The organism is Brevibacterium samyangense (genome assembly GCF_039529845.1).
In the GTDB taxonomy this organism is placed as follows: domain Bacteria; phylum Actinomycetota; class Actinomycetes; order Actinomycetales; family Brevibacteriaceae; genus Brevibacterium; species Brevibacterium samyangense.
This window is the reverse complement of sequence record NZ_BAAANO010000043.1, coordinates 1-16,850: the sequence shown is the minus strand read 5'-3', so window position 1 is coordinate 16,850 and position 16,850 is coordinate 1. Positions and strand designations below refer to the sequence as shown.

Here is a 16,850-nt window from a genome sequence, read left to right as displayed (position 1 = left end):
ACCACAGGGCGCCTCGGCCGTTCCCCCTTCCGGCCGGAGCCGGAGGGCGGTACTGCCTGCCGGAGCCGGAGGGCGGTGCTGCCTGCCGGAGCCGGAGGGACGGATCAGAAGGGGTTCTCGCCCCCGAAGGACGACTCCTCGCCGCCACCGAAGACCTGACCTTCGGCCTCGTTGCCGAAGGACTGACCCTCGTTCCGGCCACCGAGCGACTCATTCGAGCCACCCTGCTCGAACGACTCGTGCTGACGGTTCTCCTCGTACTGGTTCTCGCCGTAGCTCATGATTCCTCCGTGTGACTGGCGGACCCGTGGGCCCTCGTGATCGTTGAAGACGTACCGGATGAAGCGCGTCGGGTGCCCCGGCGCCGACCACAGTGCCACACCGTTATCGAACCGTGATACAACGAGGCCCCCTTACTCATACAACTTTCAACTTCCGTTCACGGAACTCCGGGTTGCACGTCTCCCGCATCACTGCTGGGCGAACACCCGACATGTGTGTACACGGTGGCCCGCCGGCTCGGTGACCGTTCGCGCGCTGCAGCACCGGGAACGACAACGGGGGTCGGGCGACCGCAGTCGCCCGACCCCCGTCGGAGGAGAACCCTCAGATCACTCGTTGCCGATCTGCTCGTCGGCGCCGTCGCGGAGCTGCGAGGCCTGCTCGGCGAACTGGCCACCGGCGACACCGCCGGCGAGGCCCTCGGCCTTGTCGAGCACACCGTCGGTGATGTTCTCGCCCTGCTCGTTGTTGAGTGCTTCCTTGCCCTGGTTGATGAAGTCGCCGATGCCCATGGCACCCTCCTCGAAGTCTCGATTGCGACCGGGGGTTCCCGGCCTCGGGGAATCACTGTTCCACGTGACCCGAAAAAGGTAAAGACTTCAACCGGTGTGTCCGTGCCATTCCCCGGACACTTCCGGAAATCTTCATGCGCTGTTCAGCAGAATCCCTGGTCAGGAAGGCACGACCACCGCGAGAACCGCAAGGGAACCTGCTGCGACGAGCATCGTGAGGACATCCGTCATCGGACGTCGGTTCACCCACACGTCCCGCCACGGACGCGGAAGCATCCGGACGACCGCGAGGACGAGCGGACATGCGGCGAGAAGCATCGCGGCACCACGGAAATCGTGGAAGGACACCGCGGTCGCGCCGGCGATCCACAGCAGGCACACGAGGAGGAGCCAGTCACGACGGGTCGGGTTGGAGAACCGTCGCTTCCAGTAGATCCAGCGCTTCGAGATCGGACCCCGCCCTCGCGACACCCGCCTCACCGGTTCACCCATCCGTCACCTCCTCGCATTCCCTTCACACCATCTCCCGCTCACTTCCGAACCGTGCACTCCCGAACCGCGCACTGCCGCCCGGTGGTGGCCACCGCTCCGAGCGGTTCCCACCACCGGGCACGGTGCTCAGTGGAAGAAGTGGCGCGTGCCGGTGAAGTACATCGTGATGCCGGCGTCCTTCGCCGCCTGGACGACCTCCTCGTCACGGATCGAACCACCGGGCTGGACGACCGCGGTCACGCCTCCGTCGATGAGCACCTGGAGTCCGTCGGCGAACGGGAAGAACGCGTCCGATGCCGCGACGGCACCCTTCGCCCGCTCCTCACCGGCCCGGTCCACCGCGAGGTGCGCGGAGTCGACGCGGTTGACCTGGCCCATCCCGACGCCCACGGACGCACCGTCCTTCGCGAGGAGGATCGCGTTCGACTTCACCGCGCGGCACGCCCGCCATGCGAACTCGAGATCGGCGAGCACCTCGGCGCTCACGGCCTCACCGGCGACGAGAGCCCAGTTCTCCGGGGAGTCACCGGCCGCCTGGAACACATCGCGCTCCTGGACGAGGACACCACCGGTGATCTGGCGGTACTCGAGCTGCGGAGCCGTGTGCGCACCGAGTTCGAGGAGGCGGAGGTTCTTCTTCGTCCGGAGGATCTCGAGGGCCTCGGGCGCGAAGGACGGCGCCGCGACGACCTCGGTGAAGATCGGCTTGATCGACTCGGCGAGCTCGACGGTCACTTCACGGTTGGCCGCGATGACCCCGCCGAACGCGGAGAGCGGATCGCACGCGTGCGCCCGGCGGTGCGCCTCGGCGATGTCGGCGCCGACGGCGATGCCACAGGGGTTCGCGTGCTTGATGATGGCGACGGCAGGCTCCGCGAAGTCGTAGGCGGCGCGGATCGCGGCATCGGTGTCCTGGTAGTTGTTGTACGACATCTCCTTGCCACCGAGCTGCACCGCATTGGCGATGCCGCCGGTGCCGGGAGCCGCGTACACGGCCGCCTTCTGGTGCGAATTCTCGCCGTACCGCAGGTCTCCGGTCTTCTCGCCGGTGACACCGAAGAAGTCCGGGGTCCCGGACTCGTCCGCGAGCTGCTCACCGAACCACGTCGCGACGGCGACGTCATACGCCGCGGTGTGCTCGAACGCGGCCTTCGCGAGCTGCTTCCGGGTCGCGAGGTCGAAGCCCTCGCCCTGCGCCGCGGCGATGACATCGGAGTACCGGGACGGGTCCACCACGACGGCGACGGAGGGGTGGTTCTTCGCAGCAGCGCGCACCATCGACGGGCCGCCGATGTCGATCTGCTCGACGCAGGCGTCGTAGCCGGCGCCCGAGGCGACGGTCTCGGTGAACGGGTAGAGGTTCACGACGACGAGGTCGAAGGCCTCGACTCCGAGCTCCTCGAGCTGGGCGAGGTGATCGGGCTTCCGGGTGTCGGCGAGAATTCCCGCGTGTACCCGCGGGTGGAGCGTCTTCACGCGTCCCTCGAGGCACTCCGGGAAGCCGGTGAGCGCCTCGACGGGAGTGACCTCGACGCCGGCCTCGGCGATCTTCGCGGCAGTCGAACCGGTCGAGACGATCGAGACACCCGCGGCGGCCAGTCCCTGCGCGAGTTCGGTGAGTCCGGTCTTGTCGTACACGCTCACGAGCGCGCGGCGGATGGGGCGAACGGCTTCCATGGGTACTCCTGTTTTCGAGATGTCGGCGCGGCGCAGGCGCCCGGACGGCCGCCCGGCATCAGCCGGCACGGTCAGGTGTGGGGGTGGGAGGCAGGGGTCCGGGCACGAACCCCGTGACCCGGCGTCCCTCGACGGCGAGGGTCCCGGTCGACAACCACGTGAGGAGTTCGACGAGTCGGACCCGTTCGACGGCACGGATCCGCTCGTGCAGGGTCTCCTCGGTGTCGGTGTCCTCGACCGGTACCGGGAACTGGGCGATGATCGGGCCGCTGTCGAGGCCGGTGTCCACGAGGTGGAAGGTCGGTCCGGTCACCTTGACCCCGTGCGCCAGTGCCTCGCGCACGGCATGCGCACCGGGGAACGCCGGCAGCAGCGCCGGGTGGGAGTTGATGATCCGCCCGGCGAACGCCTCGACGAATGTCCGGCCGAGAATGCGCATGAACCCGGCACTCACGACCCAGTCGGGGCGGAAGGAGGCGACCTCCTCGGTGAGTGCGGCGTCCCACGCCGCACGGTCGGCATGGTCGCGGGGGGCGACGACGAACGAAGGAACCCCGGCCGCGCGCGCCCGCTCGAGGACCGGCGCCTGCGGTCGATCGGATCCGACGGCGACCACCTCGACGGTATTCGCCTCTGCGGCATTCGACCCGGTGGCATCCACCCCGGCGGCACCTGTATCCCGCGTCACACAGGCATCGAGCACCGACTGGGTGAGGGTACCGGAGCCGGAGGCGAGGAGGACGACACGCACCCGGCCATTCTATGCCAGACTTAACGGGTGAATTCCGTGCAACAGAAGCCCCGTCAGGATCCCCCGCCGAGTGGTCCGCAGGACCCCTCCCAGCCGCCGGAATCCGATCCGAAGAAGGACGACAAGGCTCTGGTGCGCAATCGCGAGGGCGTCATCTTCGCGATCCTCTTCGCCGCCTCTCTTCTCGCCTCCACGTACCCGCTTCCGTGGTCGATGCTGAGCGTGCTCTTCGCACTCCTCGGCCTCGTGTGGGCGATCCGCTACTTCATCGCCGGCGCCCGCACCCAGAAGCCCGGCAGCTGGATCGTTCTCGGGGCGGTCGGCACACTCGGCTGTCTCCTCATGCTCGTCACCGCCGCGGTGAACGCCGCGATGTGGCCGGTCCAGTCGGAGTACGAGGAGTGCGTCGCCTCGGCGATCACCGAGCAGGCCGCACTCGGGTGCGTCTCCGAACGCGAGGACGGCCTCGCCGCCTGGTTCGAGAGCACGACCGGACAGCCGTACCCCTATGCGAACGACGACGCGACGGAATCCGCTTCCGCGACCGAGGCGCCGAGCGGCTCCGCCTCCACGTCCGGATCCCCGTCCGCGGAATCCTCCGCGTCGGACGAGCCGTCCACGCAGACCACCACCGCCGCCACCACTTCCGCGGAGGACAGCGCCACCGCCTGATCCGCCGAGGCCGCGACCCACGGACGCCGTGTCGGCCCGCGTTCACCGCGCCCACCCCCGGCCCCGGCAACTCCGACCGAACGCATGCACGAAGGGCTCATCCCACTCGGGAGGAGCCCGTCGTGCATATCGGGTCGACCGCAGAGCGGATCGGTCCGCCCACGTGCGACGGTCGCGTCCGGTCGGCCCCGCGCCCGTCGTCAGCGGCGTCCGAGCGAGAGCATTCCGCGCCCGGCGGCCACGCCGAGCGCGGCGAGGCCTCCGATCGCCGGACCCGCGGCCCACACCGCACCGAACGTGGCGAGCCCACCGGGTCCGAGAGCGCCGCGCGCGAAGAGCGCACAGGCGGTCGCTCCCACGACGAGGAATCCCGCGGTGACGGCGACGGCGGCCCAGGAGATGTCCTGCCAGGAACGGCGCCCGATGACGGCGACGACCCCGACGAGGACGGGCACGAGGAGAAGCACGGGCGCCCAGGACGGCGGGGCCGCCGGAACCGCGACGAGGAGCGGCACGGGCAGAACCGGGCTGTCGAAAGCGGTGAAGGGAGTAGCGACGGCCGCAGCCGAGAGCGAGAATCCCGGGCCGGACATCCACGCGAGCGCGAGAAGGAGAACGGTCGGGAGGAACACGAGGTGCACGACGCCGAGGCCGATCGCCGCCGCGAGCGGGTCGCTGTACCCGTCGATGACGTCCGTCACCGTCCCGAACCGCAGGGCCAGGAGTGCGACGACGCCGAGCAGGCCCACGACGAGCAATCCGACGGCGGCTCTGCGGGCCGCCCGGCCCGCCTCGTCGACGAGCCCGATCACCGCGTCACCCCAGCGTGCGCGCGCCCAGGCGTGGGGCGCCTCGGTCGCCCGCAGGGTTCCGAGGAGAACGGACATGAGGACGACGAGGAGGAATCGTCCGGAGCCGAGAGGCGACGGGAGCATCCCGCCGACTGCGGCCCCCGCGCCCAGGACGACGAGCGCGTAGACCCCGACGAGTGCCGCGGGGCCGAGGTACCGGGCGTAGGGGACGGGATCGAGAACGCCCGCCTCCTCGAGGGTCTCATTCACCTCGAGCGCACGCGTTGTCCGTGCGACGGCGTGGGAGAGAAGGGCGATGCACACGACGGTGGCGAGCGTGGGCGTGAGCCCGAACGCGAAGTCCCCCGTGTCGACGGCGAAGCCGTGAGCCGCCACCGTCCCCCGGATCGCCCACACGAGGATCGCGGACAGCGGCTTCTGCTCGGCCAGGCCGATGAACCAGCACACCGCGGAGACGGGGACGGCGATCGCTGCGAGGATCGCGAGCACCCGCACGCCCTCGAGCGCGCCGATGACGAGCGGATGACGGCCGGGCGTCGCGGACGACCGGCCGGACGATCCGGCTGCGGGGACACGGTTGCGGGGGGAAGAAGTGACCATCGTTCCCATCGTCGCGCACGCACTCGCCATGTCCCCGGACCGACACACGCATCCGCAGGGCCCGTCGGAGGTCACATGCTAGCGTTGAGAGGTCGTATCCCCGTCCTGTGTGAGGTCCGGAAGTGATGAGTTCAGGCAATTACCCGGGCGCGATGGGGCCCGGTCCCGGTGGACCCCACTCCGGTCCCGGACCGTTCGGAACCGGTGCGGTTCCGCCCCGTCCCGGTCAGCCTCCCGTCCCCGCACCCGCACCGGCGTTCGCCGGCAGCGGACCGCAGCCCGGGGCCGGATCTCCCGTTTCCGCAGGACCCGCGGGACCCACCGGCACGTCGGGTGGCCGGAAACGACTCCCGCTCGTCCTCTCACTCGTCGCGGTCGGCATCGTCGTCGTTCTCGTCGTCGTCGGCATCTTCACGGTGAACAGTGTCAACCGGTCGAACTACGGTCCGGATGCCGTCGCGGTCGAATACCTCGAAGCGCTCGAGGCCGGCGACATCGCCAAGGTGAACGACATGGCGCCGCTCACGGTGCCGAACGGGGCGAGCGAGGAACTCCTCGACGCGAAGTACCTCACGAACGCGACCGAACGGATCACCGACGTCCGGGTGCTCGACACGACGGTCAACGGCGACACCGCGACGATCGACGCGCAGTACACCCTCGGCGGCCAGGAGTTCCCGCTGCCGCTCTCGGCGACGAAGGACGGTCGCACCGGCGTCTTCTTCGACAACTGGACGCTCCAGGGACCCGTTCTCCCGACCGTCTCGCTGTCCCTGCCGTTCGTCGAGGGGGTCACCCTCAACGGTGAGGAGTTCGTGCCCCGGGAGGGCACCACGCAGTACGCACTCGTTCCCGGGTCGTACTCCCTCGCGACCCCCGGCGGGAAGTACTGGCTCGAGGCGGAGGACACGATCTCCGTCGGGTTCCCCGACACTCCCGCACCGGAGCCCATCTCCCTCACCGTGACTCCCCCACCCACGGACACCTACACGGCCGACGTGCAGAAGGCGGTCGAGTCCGCGCTCACCGAGTGCGCGAAGCAGAAGAACGTCGTCAACGAGGGATGCCCGTTCACCGCCGAGGGCGAGGACCAGGGCCTCACGACCACCGAGGACGTCCCGGACGGCAGTGTGGAGTTCTCGATCGACTCCCAGCCCACCGTCGAGGCCGAACTCAGCGCCGACCTCGCGGCGGGCAGCTTCAGGACCACGACCGCGGGCGAGTACTCGTGGACCGGCGAGTCGAAGGAACACGACAACCAGCGTCTGTGGAAGGGCAGCGGCCCGCTCGACCCCTCCGGCAGTGTGTTCATCGAGAACGACACGGTGCGCGTCGAGTTCTGGTGACCGGCACATGACGAAGGCCCTCCCGGGTGACCGGGAGGGCCTTCGTCGTACAGGCGTCGTCGGCGGCGGTCCGCTCAGAGACTCCTGAGGCGCGCAGCGAGCGCAGTGAGTGCGAGGAAGCGGTGCGAACGCGCGTTCTTCTCCTCGGGAGTGAGCTCGGCGGCGCTGCGGGTCTCCCCCGCCGGCACGAACAGCGGATCGTACCCGAACCCGTGCGTTCCGCGCGGCTCGCGGGCGAGCGTGCCCTCGAACCGTCCTTCCTCGACGAACTCGGTGCCGTCGGGGGCGACGAACGCAGCGGCGCACACGAAGGCGGCTCCGCGGTGCTCGTCCTTGACGTCGCTCAGCTGGGCGAGGAGGAGACGGTTGTTCGCCTCGTCGTCGCCGTGGACCCCGGACCACCGCGCCGAGAAGATCCCGGGCGCTCCGCCGAGGACGTCGACGCTCAGACCCGAGTCGTCGGCGATCGCCGGCAGTCCGCTCTCCCGGGCGGCCGACCGCGCCTTGAGGAGCGCGTTCTCCGCGAAGGAGATCCCGTCCTCGACGACCTCCGGCAGATCGAGGTCCGCTGCCGAGCGCACGCTGACCGGCCGGCCGAGCGCCGATGCGAGGATCGCCTCGAGCTCGACGCGTTTCTTCTCGTTCCGGGTCGCGAGGACGAAGCCGTCGAACCGCACCTCGCTCACGCGTCCTCGGCGAGGGCGGCCCGCTGGAGCTCGGTGAGCTCCGCGCAGCCGGTCCGCGCGAGTCCGAGGAGTGCGGTGAGTTCGGTCTCGTCGAAGGGAGCACCCTCCGCCGTGCCCTGTACCTCGACGAACTTCCCGGACCCGGTCATCACGACGTTCATGTCGGTCTCCGCAGTGGAGTCCTCCTCGTACGGGAGGTCGAGGACGGGCGTGCCGTTCACGATTCCGACGCTGATCGCGGCGACGGAGTCCTTGAGGGGGTTCACCGCGGCGGGGATCCAGCCGCGCTTGCGGCCGGTGTCGATCGCATCCGCCATGGCGACGTACGCACCGGTGATCGCTGCGGTACGGGTACCGCCGTCGGCCTGGAGAACGTCGCAGTCGAGCTGGAGGGTGTTCTCCCCGAGCTTGTCCATGTCGACGACTGCCCGGAGCGCACGGCCGATGAGGCGGGAGATCTCGTGGGTGCGGCCGCCGACCTTGCCCTTGATGGACTCCCGGCTGCTGCGGTCGTGGGTGGCGCGGGGCAGCATCGCGTACTCGGCGGTCACCCAGCCCTTGCCCTGGCCCTTGAGCCACCGCGGTACGCCCTCGGTGAGCGAGGCGGCGCACAGCACACGGGTGCGGCCGAACTCCACGAGCACACTGCCCTCGGCATGATCGAGCCAGTTACGGGTGATGCGGACCTCGCGCAGTTCGTCCACCGCGCGTCCGTCGAACCTCGTCGTCATCGTCACTCCTGTCGGTCGCCGGCGGGGGCGATCCCCGCCGGAATGTCGATTGTCGGGGCGGGCGCAGCGCCGGATGCCCCACCGGGGCCGAGGCACCGAGGGCCGTCCGCGGCCACGGTCCATGTGGAACCGGGCTTCGCGAGTTCGATGGGACCGTCGTACGTACCGGCGGCCTCCGCCCGGATGATCCCGCGATCGGTCCACGGCGGGATGTGGGTGAGCACGAGGGTGCGAGCACCCGCTCGGGTCGCACTCGCACCGGCCCGCAGGCCTGTGAGGTGGATTCCGCGGGCGGTGTCGCGATCCTCCTGGAAGGCCGCCTCGCAGAGGAAGAGGTCGGCGTCCTGTGCGGCCGCGACGAGTTCCTCGCATTCGTCGGTGTCGCCGGAGTATGTGAGCACCGCACCCGTCGGGTCGGTGATGCGGAAGGCATACCCCTCGACGGGGTGGTCGACGAGGAACGGTTCGAACTCGAGCGGCCCCACGCGGAACGGGGTTCGCGGCGCGAGGTCCCGGAAGTCGAACACCTCACCGAGCGCGACGGGGTCGGGGCTGCCGGGAACCGGGCTGGCACCGGGCTCGACGTGGTACGCGGCGGTGAGACGCGCCTCGGCTCCGGCGGGTGCCCACGCCGGCAGTGCGGGGCGGGGGTCGACCGCCTCGGCGCCGTCGGCCGGGCAGAAGTACTGCGGGTCGTAGCGGTAGCGCACGAAGAGCGTCGTCACGTCGATGCAGTGGTCGGCATGGAGGTGGGAGAGCACGAGCGCGTCGATGCGACCGAGTTCGGTGTAGGCCTGGAGTGCGCCCATCGCACCGTTGCCGAGGTCGAGGACGACCCGCCACTGCCGGTCGCCGTCGTCGTAGTCGACGAGGTAACAGCTCGCGGGCGAATCCGTGCCCGGGAACGATCCCGAGGTGCCGATCGCGGTCAGTCGCATCATGATCCGTCGTCCTCACCGGAGTCGTCCGCGCCCGCGGCCGGCTCCTCGTCGTCGAGTGCATCCATGAGAACACCGGTGAGGCGTTCCTGTGCCCACGTGAGGAAGTCGTACAGGGTGAGCATGGTGGACCGCTGTTCGTCGAGGGTGTCCTCCTCGGCGTACAGCTCCTCGAAATCCGCTTCGGTCGTCACCTCGAGGCGTGAGGCGAGCACGAGCCGGGTGTCCGTGAGAGCCTTCGTCCATGCGAGGACCTGGTCCTGCGTGAGCTTGATCCGCCCGGTCGACTCGAGGCTGTGGAGGACGATGCGGAGGTTCGCGAGTTTCTGCTCCCGCAGGTCGAACTCGGTGTGACGGCGGAACTCGCGGGAGCGTTCGGGGTCCTCGGAGTCCGCGTCCGGCAGCAGACGCAGCAGAGCGGGATCCACGGGCCGGTCGACGTCGACCATGCCGACGAGGCGCTCGAAGGGATCGACGTCCCCGTCGTCCTCCGGGGTGAGCAGCTTGGCGACATCGGAGAACAGGGTCGTGAGGAAGTGCTTCTCCCCCGGGTCGAGGTCGATACCCGCGAAGTAGGAGCTCGTGCCGGCGACGATCTTCATGCGTCGTCCCCCTGGTCCGCCCGTCGGCACGCGGCCCACAGACCGTACTCGTGCATCGCCGCCGTGTCCCGTTCCATCTCCTCACGGGTGCCGGTGGAGACGACGGTACGGCCCTTCTCGTGCACCTCCATCATGAGCTTCTCCGCCTTCGCCCGGCTGAAACCGAAATAGGTACGGAAGACGTACGTCACATAACTCATGAGGTTCACGGGGTCGTTGAACACGATCGTCACCCACGGGACCTCGAGCGCCGAGAGAGGCTCGAGGTCGATGTCGGGATCCATGACGGCCTGGCCGCCCTCGGCGGGAATACTCACCCGACCACTGTAGGCGAATCGACCCGGGGCCCCGCCACCGGGTGTGTCATAGGATCGCCCGTATGGGTGAACTCACAACGGGTCGGGCGGCGACATCCCTGCTCACCGACCACTACGAACTCACGATGGTCCAGGCCTCGCTGCACGCGGGTACGGCCCATCGCAGGAGCCTCTTCGAGGCCTTCGGTCGCAGGCTCCCGGCCGGACGCCGGTTCGGCGTCGTCGCCGGAACCGGGCGCATCCTCGAGATGCTCCGCGACTTCCGGTTCGGGTCGGCCGAACTGAGGTTCCTCGAGGAGACGAAGGTCGTCGACTCCACGACGCTCGACTGGCTCCGCGACTTCCGGTTCTCCGGCACCATCCGCGGCTATGCCGAGGGCGAGGTGTACTTCCCGGGGTCGCCGCTGCTCACCGTCGAGTCGACCTTCGCCGAGGCGGTCCTCCTCGAGACCCTCATCCTCTCGGTCCTCAATCACGACTCCGCCGTCGCCTCGGCGGCCTCCCGGATGAGCAATGCCGCAGGCGACCGTCCGTGCGCGGAGATGGGATCGCGCCGCACGCACGAGGAAGCCGCGGTCGCTGCCGCGCGGGCCGCCGTCGTCGCCGGATTCGCCTCGACCTCGAACCTCGAGGCCGGGCGCCGCTACGGGGTCCGGACGATCGGCACCTCGGCCCACTCCTTCACTCTCCTCCACGACACCGAACGGCAGGCGTTCGCCGCCCAGGTGGGGTCGCTCGGCACGGACACCATCCTCCTGCTCGACACCTATGACGTCGACGAAGCACTGCGGACCGCGATCGAGATCGCCGGGACCGACCTCGGGGGTGTGCGCCTCGACTCCGGTGATCTCGCGATCCAGGCCCACGAGGTGCGGGAGAAGCTCGATGCGCTCGGCGCGGTGAACACGACCATCACGGTGACGAGCGACCTCGACGAGTACGCGATCGCCGGCCTCCAGGCGGCCCCGGTCGATTCCTACGGCGTCGGTACCCGCCTCGTCACCGGTTCCGGGGCTCCCACCGCGAGCCTCGTGTACAAGCTCGTCTCCCGCCAGGACGACGGCGGGCAGTGGGTCTCCGTGGCGAAGAAGGCCTCCGGGAAGTCCTCGACGGGGGGCTTCAAACAGGCCCGGCGCCTCTACGACGGCGCCATCGCGATCGAGGAGGCCGTCGGGGTGCCGAACCTCCCGACGGACATGACCGATGGACGGGACCTCACGGTCGACCTCGTCGTCGACGGTGTCATCGACGACTCGTTCACGGGCGCGGAGGGCGTCCGGAAGGCACAGCACCGGCACGCGACCTCGAAGGCCGAACTCCCCCGGTCGGCACACCGCCTCCAGGACGGCGAGCCGGCGATCCCTACGGTCTTCTACGACGACTGAGGGGCTCCCCCGCGGCCTCGGTCATCGCCGGGACAACGGACGAGGGGCCCGGGCGGAACGTTCCGCCCGGGCCCCTCGTCGATTCATTTCTTGCCGATGAACCAGCCCTGGATCTTCTTGATCCTCGCCTGCACCTCGGCGCGCGTGGCCTGGGCGATCGCCGGTCCCCCGCACGCCTTCCGCAGTTCGATGTGGATGGTGCCGTGCGGTTTCCCCGTGCGGCGGGCCCACGCTCCGACGAGGCTCTGGAGCTGATTGCGTTCCTCCTTGAAGGCGCGATGCTCGAGTTCGTCGCGGGACTCCTGCACGAAATCGACCGAGGCGCCACCGGACTTCGCCTTCCGCTTCGTCTGCTCCGCCTGCCGGGTCCGCAGGAGTTGCGCCACCTGATCGGGTTCGAGCAGACCGGGGATCCCGAGGAAGTCGAGTTCGTCCTCCGAACCGACGAGGCCACCGGAGCCGAACTCGCCTCCGTCGAAGAGCACTCTGTCGAACGACGCCTCCGCACCGAGGGCCTCGAAGGACCCGAGCAGTCCGTCGCTCGCCGATTCGCTCTGGTTGGCCCGTTCGAGGAGTTCGTCGTCGAAGGTGACGATGCCGTCGTCGTCGGGGTTCGGCTTGCGGTCGAGCGCGTGGTCACGTTCGGCCTCGAGGTTGTTCGCGAGGTTCATGAGCACGGGAACACTCGGGAGGAACACCGACGCGACCTCGCCCCGCTTGCGGGAGCGGACGAAACGACCGATCGCCTGGGCGAAGAAGAGAGGCGTGGACGAGGAGGTCGCGTACACGCCGACCGCGAGGCGCGGGACGTCGACACCCTCGGACACCATGCGCACGGCGACGAGCCACCGGTCGTTGCTGTCGGAGAACTCCTCGATCCTCTTGCTCGCACCTGCCTCGTCGGAGAGGACGACGGTCGGGGCCTCACCGGTGATCTCGCGCAACTGCTTCGCGTACGCCCGCGCCACCGTCTGGTCGGTGGCGATGACGAGCCCGCCGGCGTCGGGGATCGACCGGCGCACCTCGGTGAGACGCATATCGGCAGCACGGAGCACCGCGGGGATCCACTCGCCCTTCGGATCGAGCGCCGTGCGCCAGGCCTGCGCATGGACGTCCTTCGTCGCATCGGCACCGAGGAGTGCCGACATCTCGTCGCCGGCCTTCGTCCGCCACCGCATCTCACCGGCATACGCCATGAAGATGACCGGACGCACGACGCCGTCCTTGAGCGCGCGGGAGTATCCGTAGGAGTAGTCCGCCTGGGAGGTGCGGATGCCCTCCGCGTCGGGGGCGTACTGGACGAACGGGATCGGTGAGGTGTCGGACCGGAACGGAGTACCGGTGAGCGAGAGTCGCCGGCGCGCGGGCTCGAACGCCTCGCGGATCGCGTCGCCCCACGACAGGGCGTCGCCCGCGTGGTGCACCTCGTCGAGGATCACGAGCGTGCGGGCGTTGGCGGTCCGATTGTGATGAAGCACCGGTTTCGCCGCGACCTGGGCGTAGGTGACCGCCACACCGTGGAAGCCCGGCGCGCTGCGACCCTGACTGTTCTTGAAGTACGGGTCGAGCTTGATGCCGACGCGCGCAGCGGAGTCGGCCCACTGCACCTTGAGGTGTTCGGTCGGAGCGACGACCGTGATGCGGTCGACGGTCCGCCGTGCGAGGAGCTCAGCGGCCAACCGGAGCGCGAACGTCGTCTTACCCGCACCGGGCGTTGCGACGGCGAGGAAGTCCCTCGGTTCTGTTCGGAAGTACTGGTCCAGGGCCTCGGCCTGCCAGGCGCGCAGTTTGCCCGCAGTTCCCCATGCGGCACGCTCGGGGAATGCGGGCGAAAGGTGTTCGGCAGCGGAGGTACCCGGAACTCTCGGGGACCCGCTCATTTACTCCTGCGGCCCCTCGGGCATCGTCTCGAAGATCTCCTTGCACTTCGGGCACACCGGGAACTTCTCCGGGTCACGCGTGGGGACCCAGACCTTGCCGCACAGGGCGACGACCGGAGTTCCCATGACCATGGCTTCCATGATCTTGGCCTTGGGCGCGTAGTGCGAGAAGCGCTCGTGATCTCCGGGCTCGACGAGCTGTTCCTGCTCGAGCCTCTCGATCGTTGCGGCACCGCCAGTACTGGGATACGTCTCGGACATGCTACCCATTGTAGTCACCTCGGACCGGCCTCCCCGCGCCATCAGCACCCGCCGCGGCCGTTGCGCGCCCCGCGACCTGCGGGAATGCGCGCACCGAGCTCCTTAGAATGTGAGGATGCAGACGACGCATGTTCCTTCCGACCCCGACTTCGTCACCGGCTACCGCGTCCTCAGCGAGGACATCGCCGCGGGTATCGCGGTTCTCAGCTGCCGCAGGGGGACGAAAACACATGCGATCACGGTCGATTCGTACCTGGATGTGTCCTACGACCCGCCGACGATGGCGGTGAGCGTCTACGAGGGGTCCCGGATCCAGGAGTCGCTCGAGCGCACGACACACTTCGCTCTCAGCGTGCTCACGCGCGCACAGCGCCCGGTCGCGCAATGGCTGGGCGAACCCGGGCAACCCCTGCACGGCCTGCTCGACAACATCCCCACGACGACCACTCCCACGGGCATCGAGATCGTCGACGGCACCGTCGCCTGGTTCGAACTCGAGACCGAGAAGAGCGTCGAGATCGCCACACACGTGCTCACGGTCGGAAGAGTGACCGCGTGCGGTCGAGCGATGGACGAGGCCGAGGCGACACCTCCCCCGTTGGTCCGTTGGGGCCGGCAGTACGGCACCTTCACCGAATGACCCGTTCCTCGCAGCAACGGTAACGCCCCGCCGCTGCAACTGGACAGACCCTCGACACGCCCACCCACGTCGTCCGGGAGGTCATCGACCTCAACCTCACCTCGGCCGTCCTCGTCGCGCGCCGAGCCGTCCTGGAAATGGCTGCCGTCGGGGAAATCGCAGGCGGGGAAACCGCGAGTGTGTCCCGGGAGAAGCACACGACCGGTGTTCTCGTGAACATCTCCTCGGCCGCGGCGACGACCGGAGCGCCCGGCGAGTACGTGCACTACGCGGCGGCGAAGGCCGGGATCGACGCGCTCACGAAGGGCCTCGCGCCCGAGGCGATCGGCAACGGCGTGCGCGTGCTGGGGGTCGCACCGGGGACGGTCGAGACCCGGATCCATGCGGATGCCGGCGTACCCGAGCGGACGGCGAGGGTCGCCTCGGCGCATCCCATGGGACGGGTGGCCACCCCGGACGAGATCGCCACCGTCGTGGAGTTCGCCCTCTCCGATGCGGCGTCCTATGTCGTCGGGGAGACGATCCGCGTCGCCGGAGGGCGCAGAGGGTTCACCCGCCGAACGCGAGCTTCGCCGCGATGAGCACCATGAGCACACCGACGACGACGTCGACGATCTGCCACGTCCGCGGCGTCCTCAACACCCGCGAGAGCGAGTGCGCGCCGAATCCGAGGGCGGTGAACCACAGGAGCGAGGCACACATCGCGCCGGTCGCGAACAGCCACCGGCCGTCCGCCCCGTTGAGATTCGCGAGGTTGCCGAGCGACAACACCGTGTCGAGGTACACGTGCGGATTGAGCCACGTGAGCGCAAGAGTCGTGAGGACGACCGAGGACCGGCCACGCGGTGCCGCCTCCTCGAGCGCCTGCGGGCGGAACGCCGAACGGAACGAGGTGAACGCGAACCACAGGAGGTACACGACACCGATGACGCGCATCGCCGTGATGAGCCACGGGAGACGGTCCACGAGCACTCCGATGCCGAGCGTCCCCGCGGCGATGAGCACGAGGTCGGAGAGCGCACAGATCACGACGACGACACCCACGTGTTCACGTCGAACGCCCTGGCGCAGCACGAAGGCGTTCTGCGAACCGATGGCGACGATGAGTGCGAGTCCGGTGAGAAGACCGGTGGTCCAGATGGTCACCGGGAGAGTCTAGACCGGGGACACCGGACGGATCAGGGCGTTCCGCGAGGTGAGAGGGACGTGCGCGGGCCGTGCTGTGCCACGATGGGTGGAGCGCCGCCGACACGCGCCACAGCCGAGGAGGTGCCATGATCTGGATCCACCGTGACCGCCCGACCGCGGCGGAGATCACCGCGTTCGGGCGGGAACACGCCCTGCCGCCCCTCGCCGTCGAGGACGCGATCGAGCAGAACCAGCGCGCGAAGTTCGAACGGTACGGCGCGGGCGCGTTCCTCGTGCTCCGCCCGGCCTCGCTCGGCACCGAGGCGCCCCTGCCCGCCGAGATCGACGACCTCGTCCACATCGGCGAGCTCCACGTCTTCTTCCGCCCCGGCCTCGTCCTCACGCTCGCGCACTCCGGCCCGACGGACATCGACCGCATCCGGGCCACCGCCGAGGCCGACCCCACCTACGCCGGCTGGCCGGTCGCCACCGCCGTGCACCGGATCCTCGACCGCGTCGTCGACGACTACGACCCGGTGCTCGCGGCACTCGAGGACCGCACCGACGCGCTCGAGGAGCAGCTCTATTCCGGCGATCCCCTGCGGTCGACCGACATCTACCACCTGTCCCGCGAACTCATCGAGCTGGACCGCTCCGTACAGCCGCTCGCCGCACTCGCCCGGCACGTGACCGCCTCCTTCGACGAGCACGAAGTCGATCGTGAACTGGCTCATCACAATCCAGGGTGTAGTCGGGGTCTGAATCCGCCGGTCTCGAGCAGTGATCTGGCGATGTAGTTGGTGAGGTTGCGGAAGCCGAGTGCTGATCCGCGGAGGTGTTCGAGGCGGCCGTTGAGGGCCTCGGTGGGACCGTTCGAGGTGCCGGGCCGGTCATCTGTGATGAGCCCCGAATCCGGCATTGAATAAAGCAGTCACGTCCTGGGCGGTGCGATCTTCGTCCATCACCTGACTAGCGTGGTCCGCCTAGCCAGTACCTACCAGAGTAGTTGTACCAACCAGTATTGCCTAGCCTGTAGTGGCTAGTGCACTGCACAACGGATCTAGCCGACCCACTCCTAGGGCGTGTCTGACAAAGTATGTGGGACGTTCGGTGCATCCTGAATATCGTGTCCGCACCA

Annotated in this window: 19 protein-coding genes and 2 pseudogenes; 6 read left to right on the top strand and 15 right to left on the bottom strand. The window is 69.0% G+C overall.

Annotated features, from left to right (window positions below):
* Nucleotides 1–104: 104 nt before the first annotated feature.
* From ABD172_RS15095 to purN, 5 genes are all read right to left on the bottom strand, one after another.
* Complete coding sequence (locus ABD172_RS15095) at nt 105–281, bottom strand: hypothetical protein (protein ID WP_344311014.1); 177 nt, start codon at nt 279–281, stop codon at nt 105–107.
* A 330-nt stretch (nt 282–611) separates the two neighbouring features.
* Complete coding sequence (locus ABD172_RS15090; RefSeq protein WP_344311012.1) at nt 612–794, bottom strand: antitoxin; 183 nt, start codon at nt 792–794, stop codon at nt 612–614.
* A gap of 159 nt (nt 795–953) precedes the next feature.
* Entirely contained in the window at nt 954–1,286 is a 333-nt protein-coding gene (locus tag ABD172_RS15085; RefSeq protein WP_344311011.1) for a hypothetical protein, read from the bottom strand.
* Nucleotides 1,287–1,412: 126 nt separating this feature from the next.
* Complete coding sequence (gene purH / locus ABD172_RS15080) at nt 1,413–2,963, bottom strand: bifunctional phosphoribosylaminoimidazolecarboxamide formyltransferase/IMP cyclohydrolase (protein WP_344311010.1); 1,551 nt, start codon at nt 2,961–2,963, stop codon at nt 1,413–1,415.
* Between the two features lie 58 nt (nt 2,964–3,021).
* Nucleotides 3,022–3,714: a phosphoribosylglycinamide formyltransferase gene (purN, locus tag ABD172_RS15075; RefSeq protein ID WP_344311008.1), complete on the bottom strand. Its 693-nt coding sequence runs from the start codon at nt 3,712–3,714 to the stop codon at nt 3,022–3,024.
* Between the two features lie 27 nt (nt 3,715–3,741).
* On the opposite strand from purN, the gene ABD172_RS15070 reads away from it, so the two are divergent.
* Nucleotides 3,742–4,386: a hypothetical protein gene (locus ABD172_RS15070; RefSeq protein WP_344311006.1), complete on the top strand. Its 645-nt coding sequence runs from the start codon at nt 3,742–3,744 to the stop codon at nt 4,384–4,386.
* A 200-nt stretch (nt 4,387–4,586) separates the two neighbouring features.
* On the opposite strand, the gene ABD172_RS15065 is transcribed toward ABD172_RS15070, so the two are convergent.
* Nucleotides 4,587–5,798 carry a cell division protein PerM gene (locus tag ABD172_RS15065; protein ID WP_344311004.1) on the bottom strand — a complete coding sequence of 404 codons (1,212 nt, stop codon included), beginning with the start codon at nt 5,796–5,798 and terminating at the stop codon, nt 4,587–4,589.
* Between the two features lie 125 nt (nt 5,799–5,923).
* Between ABD172_RS15065 and ABD172_RS15060 the strand changes: the two genes are divergently transcribed.
* Complete coding sequence (locus ABD172_RS15060; protein ID WP_344311002.1) at nt 5,924–7,144, top strand: zinc ribbon domain-containing protein; 1,221 nt, start codon at nt 5,924–5,926, stop codon at nt 7,142–7,144.
* 74 nt (nt 7,145–7,218) lie between these two features.
* Here ABD172_RS15060 and rdgB read toward each other — a convergent pair whose 3' ends face one another.
* Genes rdgB through clpS form a run of 5 tightly spaced genes read right to left on the bottom strand, consistent with a single transcriptional unit; the run spans nt 7,219 to nt 10,385 of the window.
* Nucleotides 7,219–7,830 (bottom strand): RdgB/HAM1 family non-canonical purine NTP pyrophosphatase, encoded by a 612-nt coding sequence (gene rdgB, locus ABD172_RS15055; protein WP_344311000.1) that lies wholly within the window; start codon nt 7,828–7,830, stop codon nt 7,219–7,221.
* Complete coding sequence (rph, locus tag ABD172_RS15050) at nt 7,827–8,561, bottom strand: ribonuclease PH (RefSeq protein ID WP_344310999.1); 735 nt, start codon at nt 8,559–8,561, stop codon at nt 7,827–7,829. Before rph ends, rdgB begins: the two co-directional genes overlap by 4 nt.
* A 2-nt stretch (nt 8,562–8,563) precedes the next feature.
* Entirely contained in the window at nt 8,564–9,502 is a 939-nt protein-coding gene (locus tag ABD172_RS15045) for an MBL fold metallo-hydrolase (RefSeq protein WP_344310997.1), read from the bottom strand.
* Nucleotides 9,499–10,101: a DUF2017 domain-containing protein gene (locus tag ABD172_RS15040; protein WP_344310995.1), complete on the bottom strand. Its 603-nt coding sequence runs from the start codon at nt 10,099–10,101 to the stop codon at nt 9,499–9,501. Before ABD172_RS15040 ends, ABD172_RS15045 begins: the two co-directional genes overlap by 4 nt.
* Nucleotides 10,098–10,385 (bottom strand): ATP-dependent Clp protease adapter ClpS, encoded by a 288-nt coding sequence (clpS, locus tag ABD172_RS15035; protein ID WP_344311043.1) that lies wholly within the window; start codon nt 10,383–10,385, stop codon nt 10,098–10,100. The genes ABD172_RS15040 and clpS overlap by 4 nt, the downstream gene beginning before the upstream one ends.
* 95 nt (nt 10,386–10,480) lie before the next feature.
* Here clpS and ABD172_RS15030 point away from each other — a divergent pair, with 95 nt between their 5' ends.
* Nucleotides 10,481–11,803, top strand: a complete 1,323-nt coding sequence (locus ABD172_RS15030; RefSeq protein ID WP_344310993.1) for a nicotinate phosphoribosyltransferase — start codon at nt 10,481–10,483, stop codon at nt 11,801–11,803.
* Nucleotides 11,804–11,886: 83 nt separating this feature from the next.
* Here the strand turns inward: ABD172_RS15030 and ABD172_RS15025 are convergent, their stop codons facing one another.
* Together ABD172_RS15025 and ABD172_RS15020 are read right to left on the bottom strand one after the other, a co-directional pair.
* Nucleotides 11,887–13,683: a DEAD/DEAH box helicase gene (locus ABD172_RS15025; RefSeq protein ID WP_344310991.1), complete on the bottom strand. Its 1,797-nt coding sequence runs from the start codon at nt 13,681–13,683 to the stop codon at nt 11,887–11,889.
* Complete coding sequence (locus ABD172_RS15020; protein ID WP_344310990.1) at nt 13,684–13,944, bottom strand: DUF3039 domain-containing protein; 261 nt, start codon at nt 13,942–13,944, stop codon at nt 13,684–13,686. It abuts the gene before it with no gap.
* Nucleotides 13,945–14,059: 115 nt separating this feature from the next.
* Between ABD172_RS15020 and ABD172_RS15015 the strand changes: the two genes are divergently transcribed.
* Nucleotides 14,060–14,584, top strand: a complete 525-nt coding sequence (locus ABD172_RS15015; protein WP_344310988.1) for a flavin reductase family protein — start codon at nt 14,060–14,062, stop codon at nt 14,582–14,584.
* 50 nt (nt 14,585–14,634) lie between these two features.
* Nucleotides 14,635–15,165 (top strand): annotated as a pseudogene (locus tag ABD172_RS15010) (SDR family oxidoreductase); the annotation flags it as partial.
* Here the strand turns inward: ABD172_RS15010 and ABD172_RS15005 are convergent.
* Nucleotides 15,134–15,724, bottom strand: a complete 591-nt coding sequence (locus ABD172_RS15005; RefSeq protein ID WP_344311041.1) for a LysE/ArgO family amino acid transporter — start codon at nt 15,722–15,724, stop codon at nt 15,134–15,136. The pseudogene ABD172_RS15010 and the gene ABD172_RS15005 overlap by 32 nt on opposite strands.
* A gap of 134 nt (nt 15,725–15,858) precedes the next feature.
* Between ABD172_RS15005 and ABD172_RS15000 the strand changes: the two genes are divergently transcribed.
* The gene (locus ABD172_RS15000; RefSeq protein WP_344310986.1) at nt 15,859–16,509 is read left to right on the top strand and encodes a CorA family divalent cation transporter; all 651 of its coding nucleotides are present in this window, start codon (nt 15,859–15,861) and stop codon (nt 16,507–16,509) included.
* On the opposite strand, the pseudogene ABD172_RS14995 reads toward ABD172_RS15000, so the two are convergent.
* Nucleotides 16,446–16,604, bottom strand: a pseudogene (locus ABD172_RS14995) (transposase); the annotation flags it as partial. The gene ABD172_RS15000 and the pseudogene ABD172_RS14995 overlap by 64 nt on opposite strands.
* Nucleotides 16,605–16,850: the final 246 nt, after the last annotated feature.

Bases quoted from the DNA above. Each gene is read 5' to 3' on its own strand.
- ABD172_RS15095 (WP_344311014.1), bottom strand. From the start codon at position 281: ATGAGCTACGGCGAGAACCAGTACGAGGAGAACCGTCAGCACGAGTCG.
- ABD172_RS15090 (WP_344311012.1), bottom strand. From the start codon at position 794: ATGGGCATCGGCGACTTCATCAACCAGGGCAAGGAAGCACTCAACAAC.
- ABD172_RS15085 (WP_344311011.1), bottom strand. From the start codon at position 1,286: ATGGGTGAACCGGTGAGGCGGGTGTCGCGAGGGCGGGGTCCGATCTCG.
- purH (WP_344311010.1), bottom strand. From the start codon at position 2,963: ATGGAAGCCGTTCGCCCCATCCGCCGCGCGCTCGTGAGCGTGTACGAC.
- ABD172_RS15065 (WP_344311004.1), bottom strand. From the start codon at position 5,798: ATGGTCACTTCTTCCCCCCGCAACCGTGTCCCCGCAGCCGGATCGTCC.
- ABD172_RS15060 (WP_344311002.1), top strand. From the start codon at position 5,924: ATGAGTTCAGGCAATTACCCGGGCGCGATGGGGCCCGGTCCCGGTGGA.
- rph (WP_344310999.1), bottom strand. From the start codon at position 8,561: ATGACGACGAGGTTCGACGGACGCGCGGTGGACGAACTGCGCGAGGTC.
- ABD172_RS15045 (WP_344310997.1), bottom strand. From the start codon at position 9,502: ATGATGCGACTGACCGCGATCGGCACCTCGGGATCGTTCCCGGGCACG.
- ABD172_RS15040 (WP_344310995.1), bottom strand. From the start codon at position 10,101: ATGAAGATCGTCGCCGGCACGAGCTCCTACTTCGCGGGTATCGACCTC.
- clpS (WP_344311043.1), bottom strand. From the start codon at position 10,385: ATGGATCCCGACATCGACCTCGAGCCTCTCTCGGCGCTCGAGGTCCCG.
- ABD172_RS15030 (WP_344310993.1), top strand. From the start codon at position 10,481: ATGGGTGAACTCACAACGGGTCGGGCGGCGACATCCCTGCTCACCGAC.
- ABD172_RS15025 (WP_344310991.1), bottom strand. From the start codon at position 13,683: ATGAGCGGGTCCCCGAGAGTTCCGGGTACCTCCGCTGCCGAACACCTT.
- ABD172_RS15020 (WP_344310990.1), bottom strand. From the start codon at position 13,944: ATGTCCGAGACGTATCCCAGTACTGGCGGTGCCGCAACGATCGAGAGG.
- ABD172_RS15015 (WP_344310988.1), top strand. From the start codon at position 14,060: ATGCAGACGACGCATGTTCCTTCCGACCCCGACTTCGTCACCGGCTAC.
- ABD172_RS15000 (WP_344310986.1), top strand. From the start codon at position 15,859: ATGATCTGGATCCACCGTGACCGCCCGACCGCGGCGGAGATCACCGCG.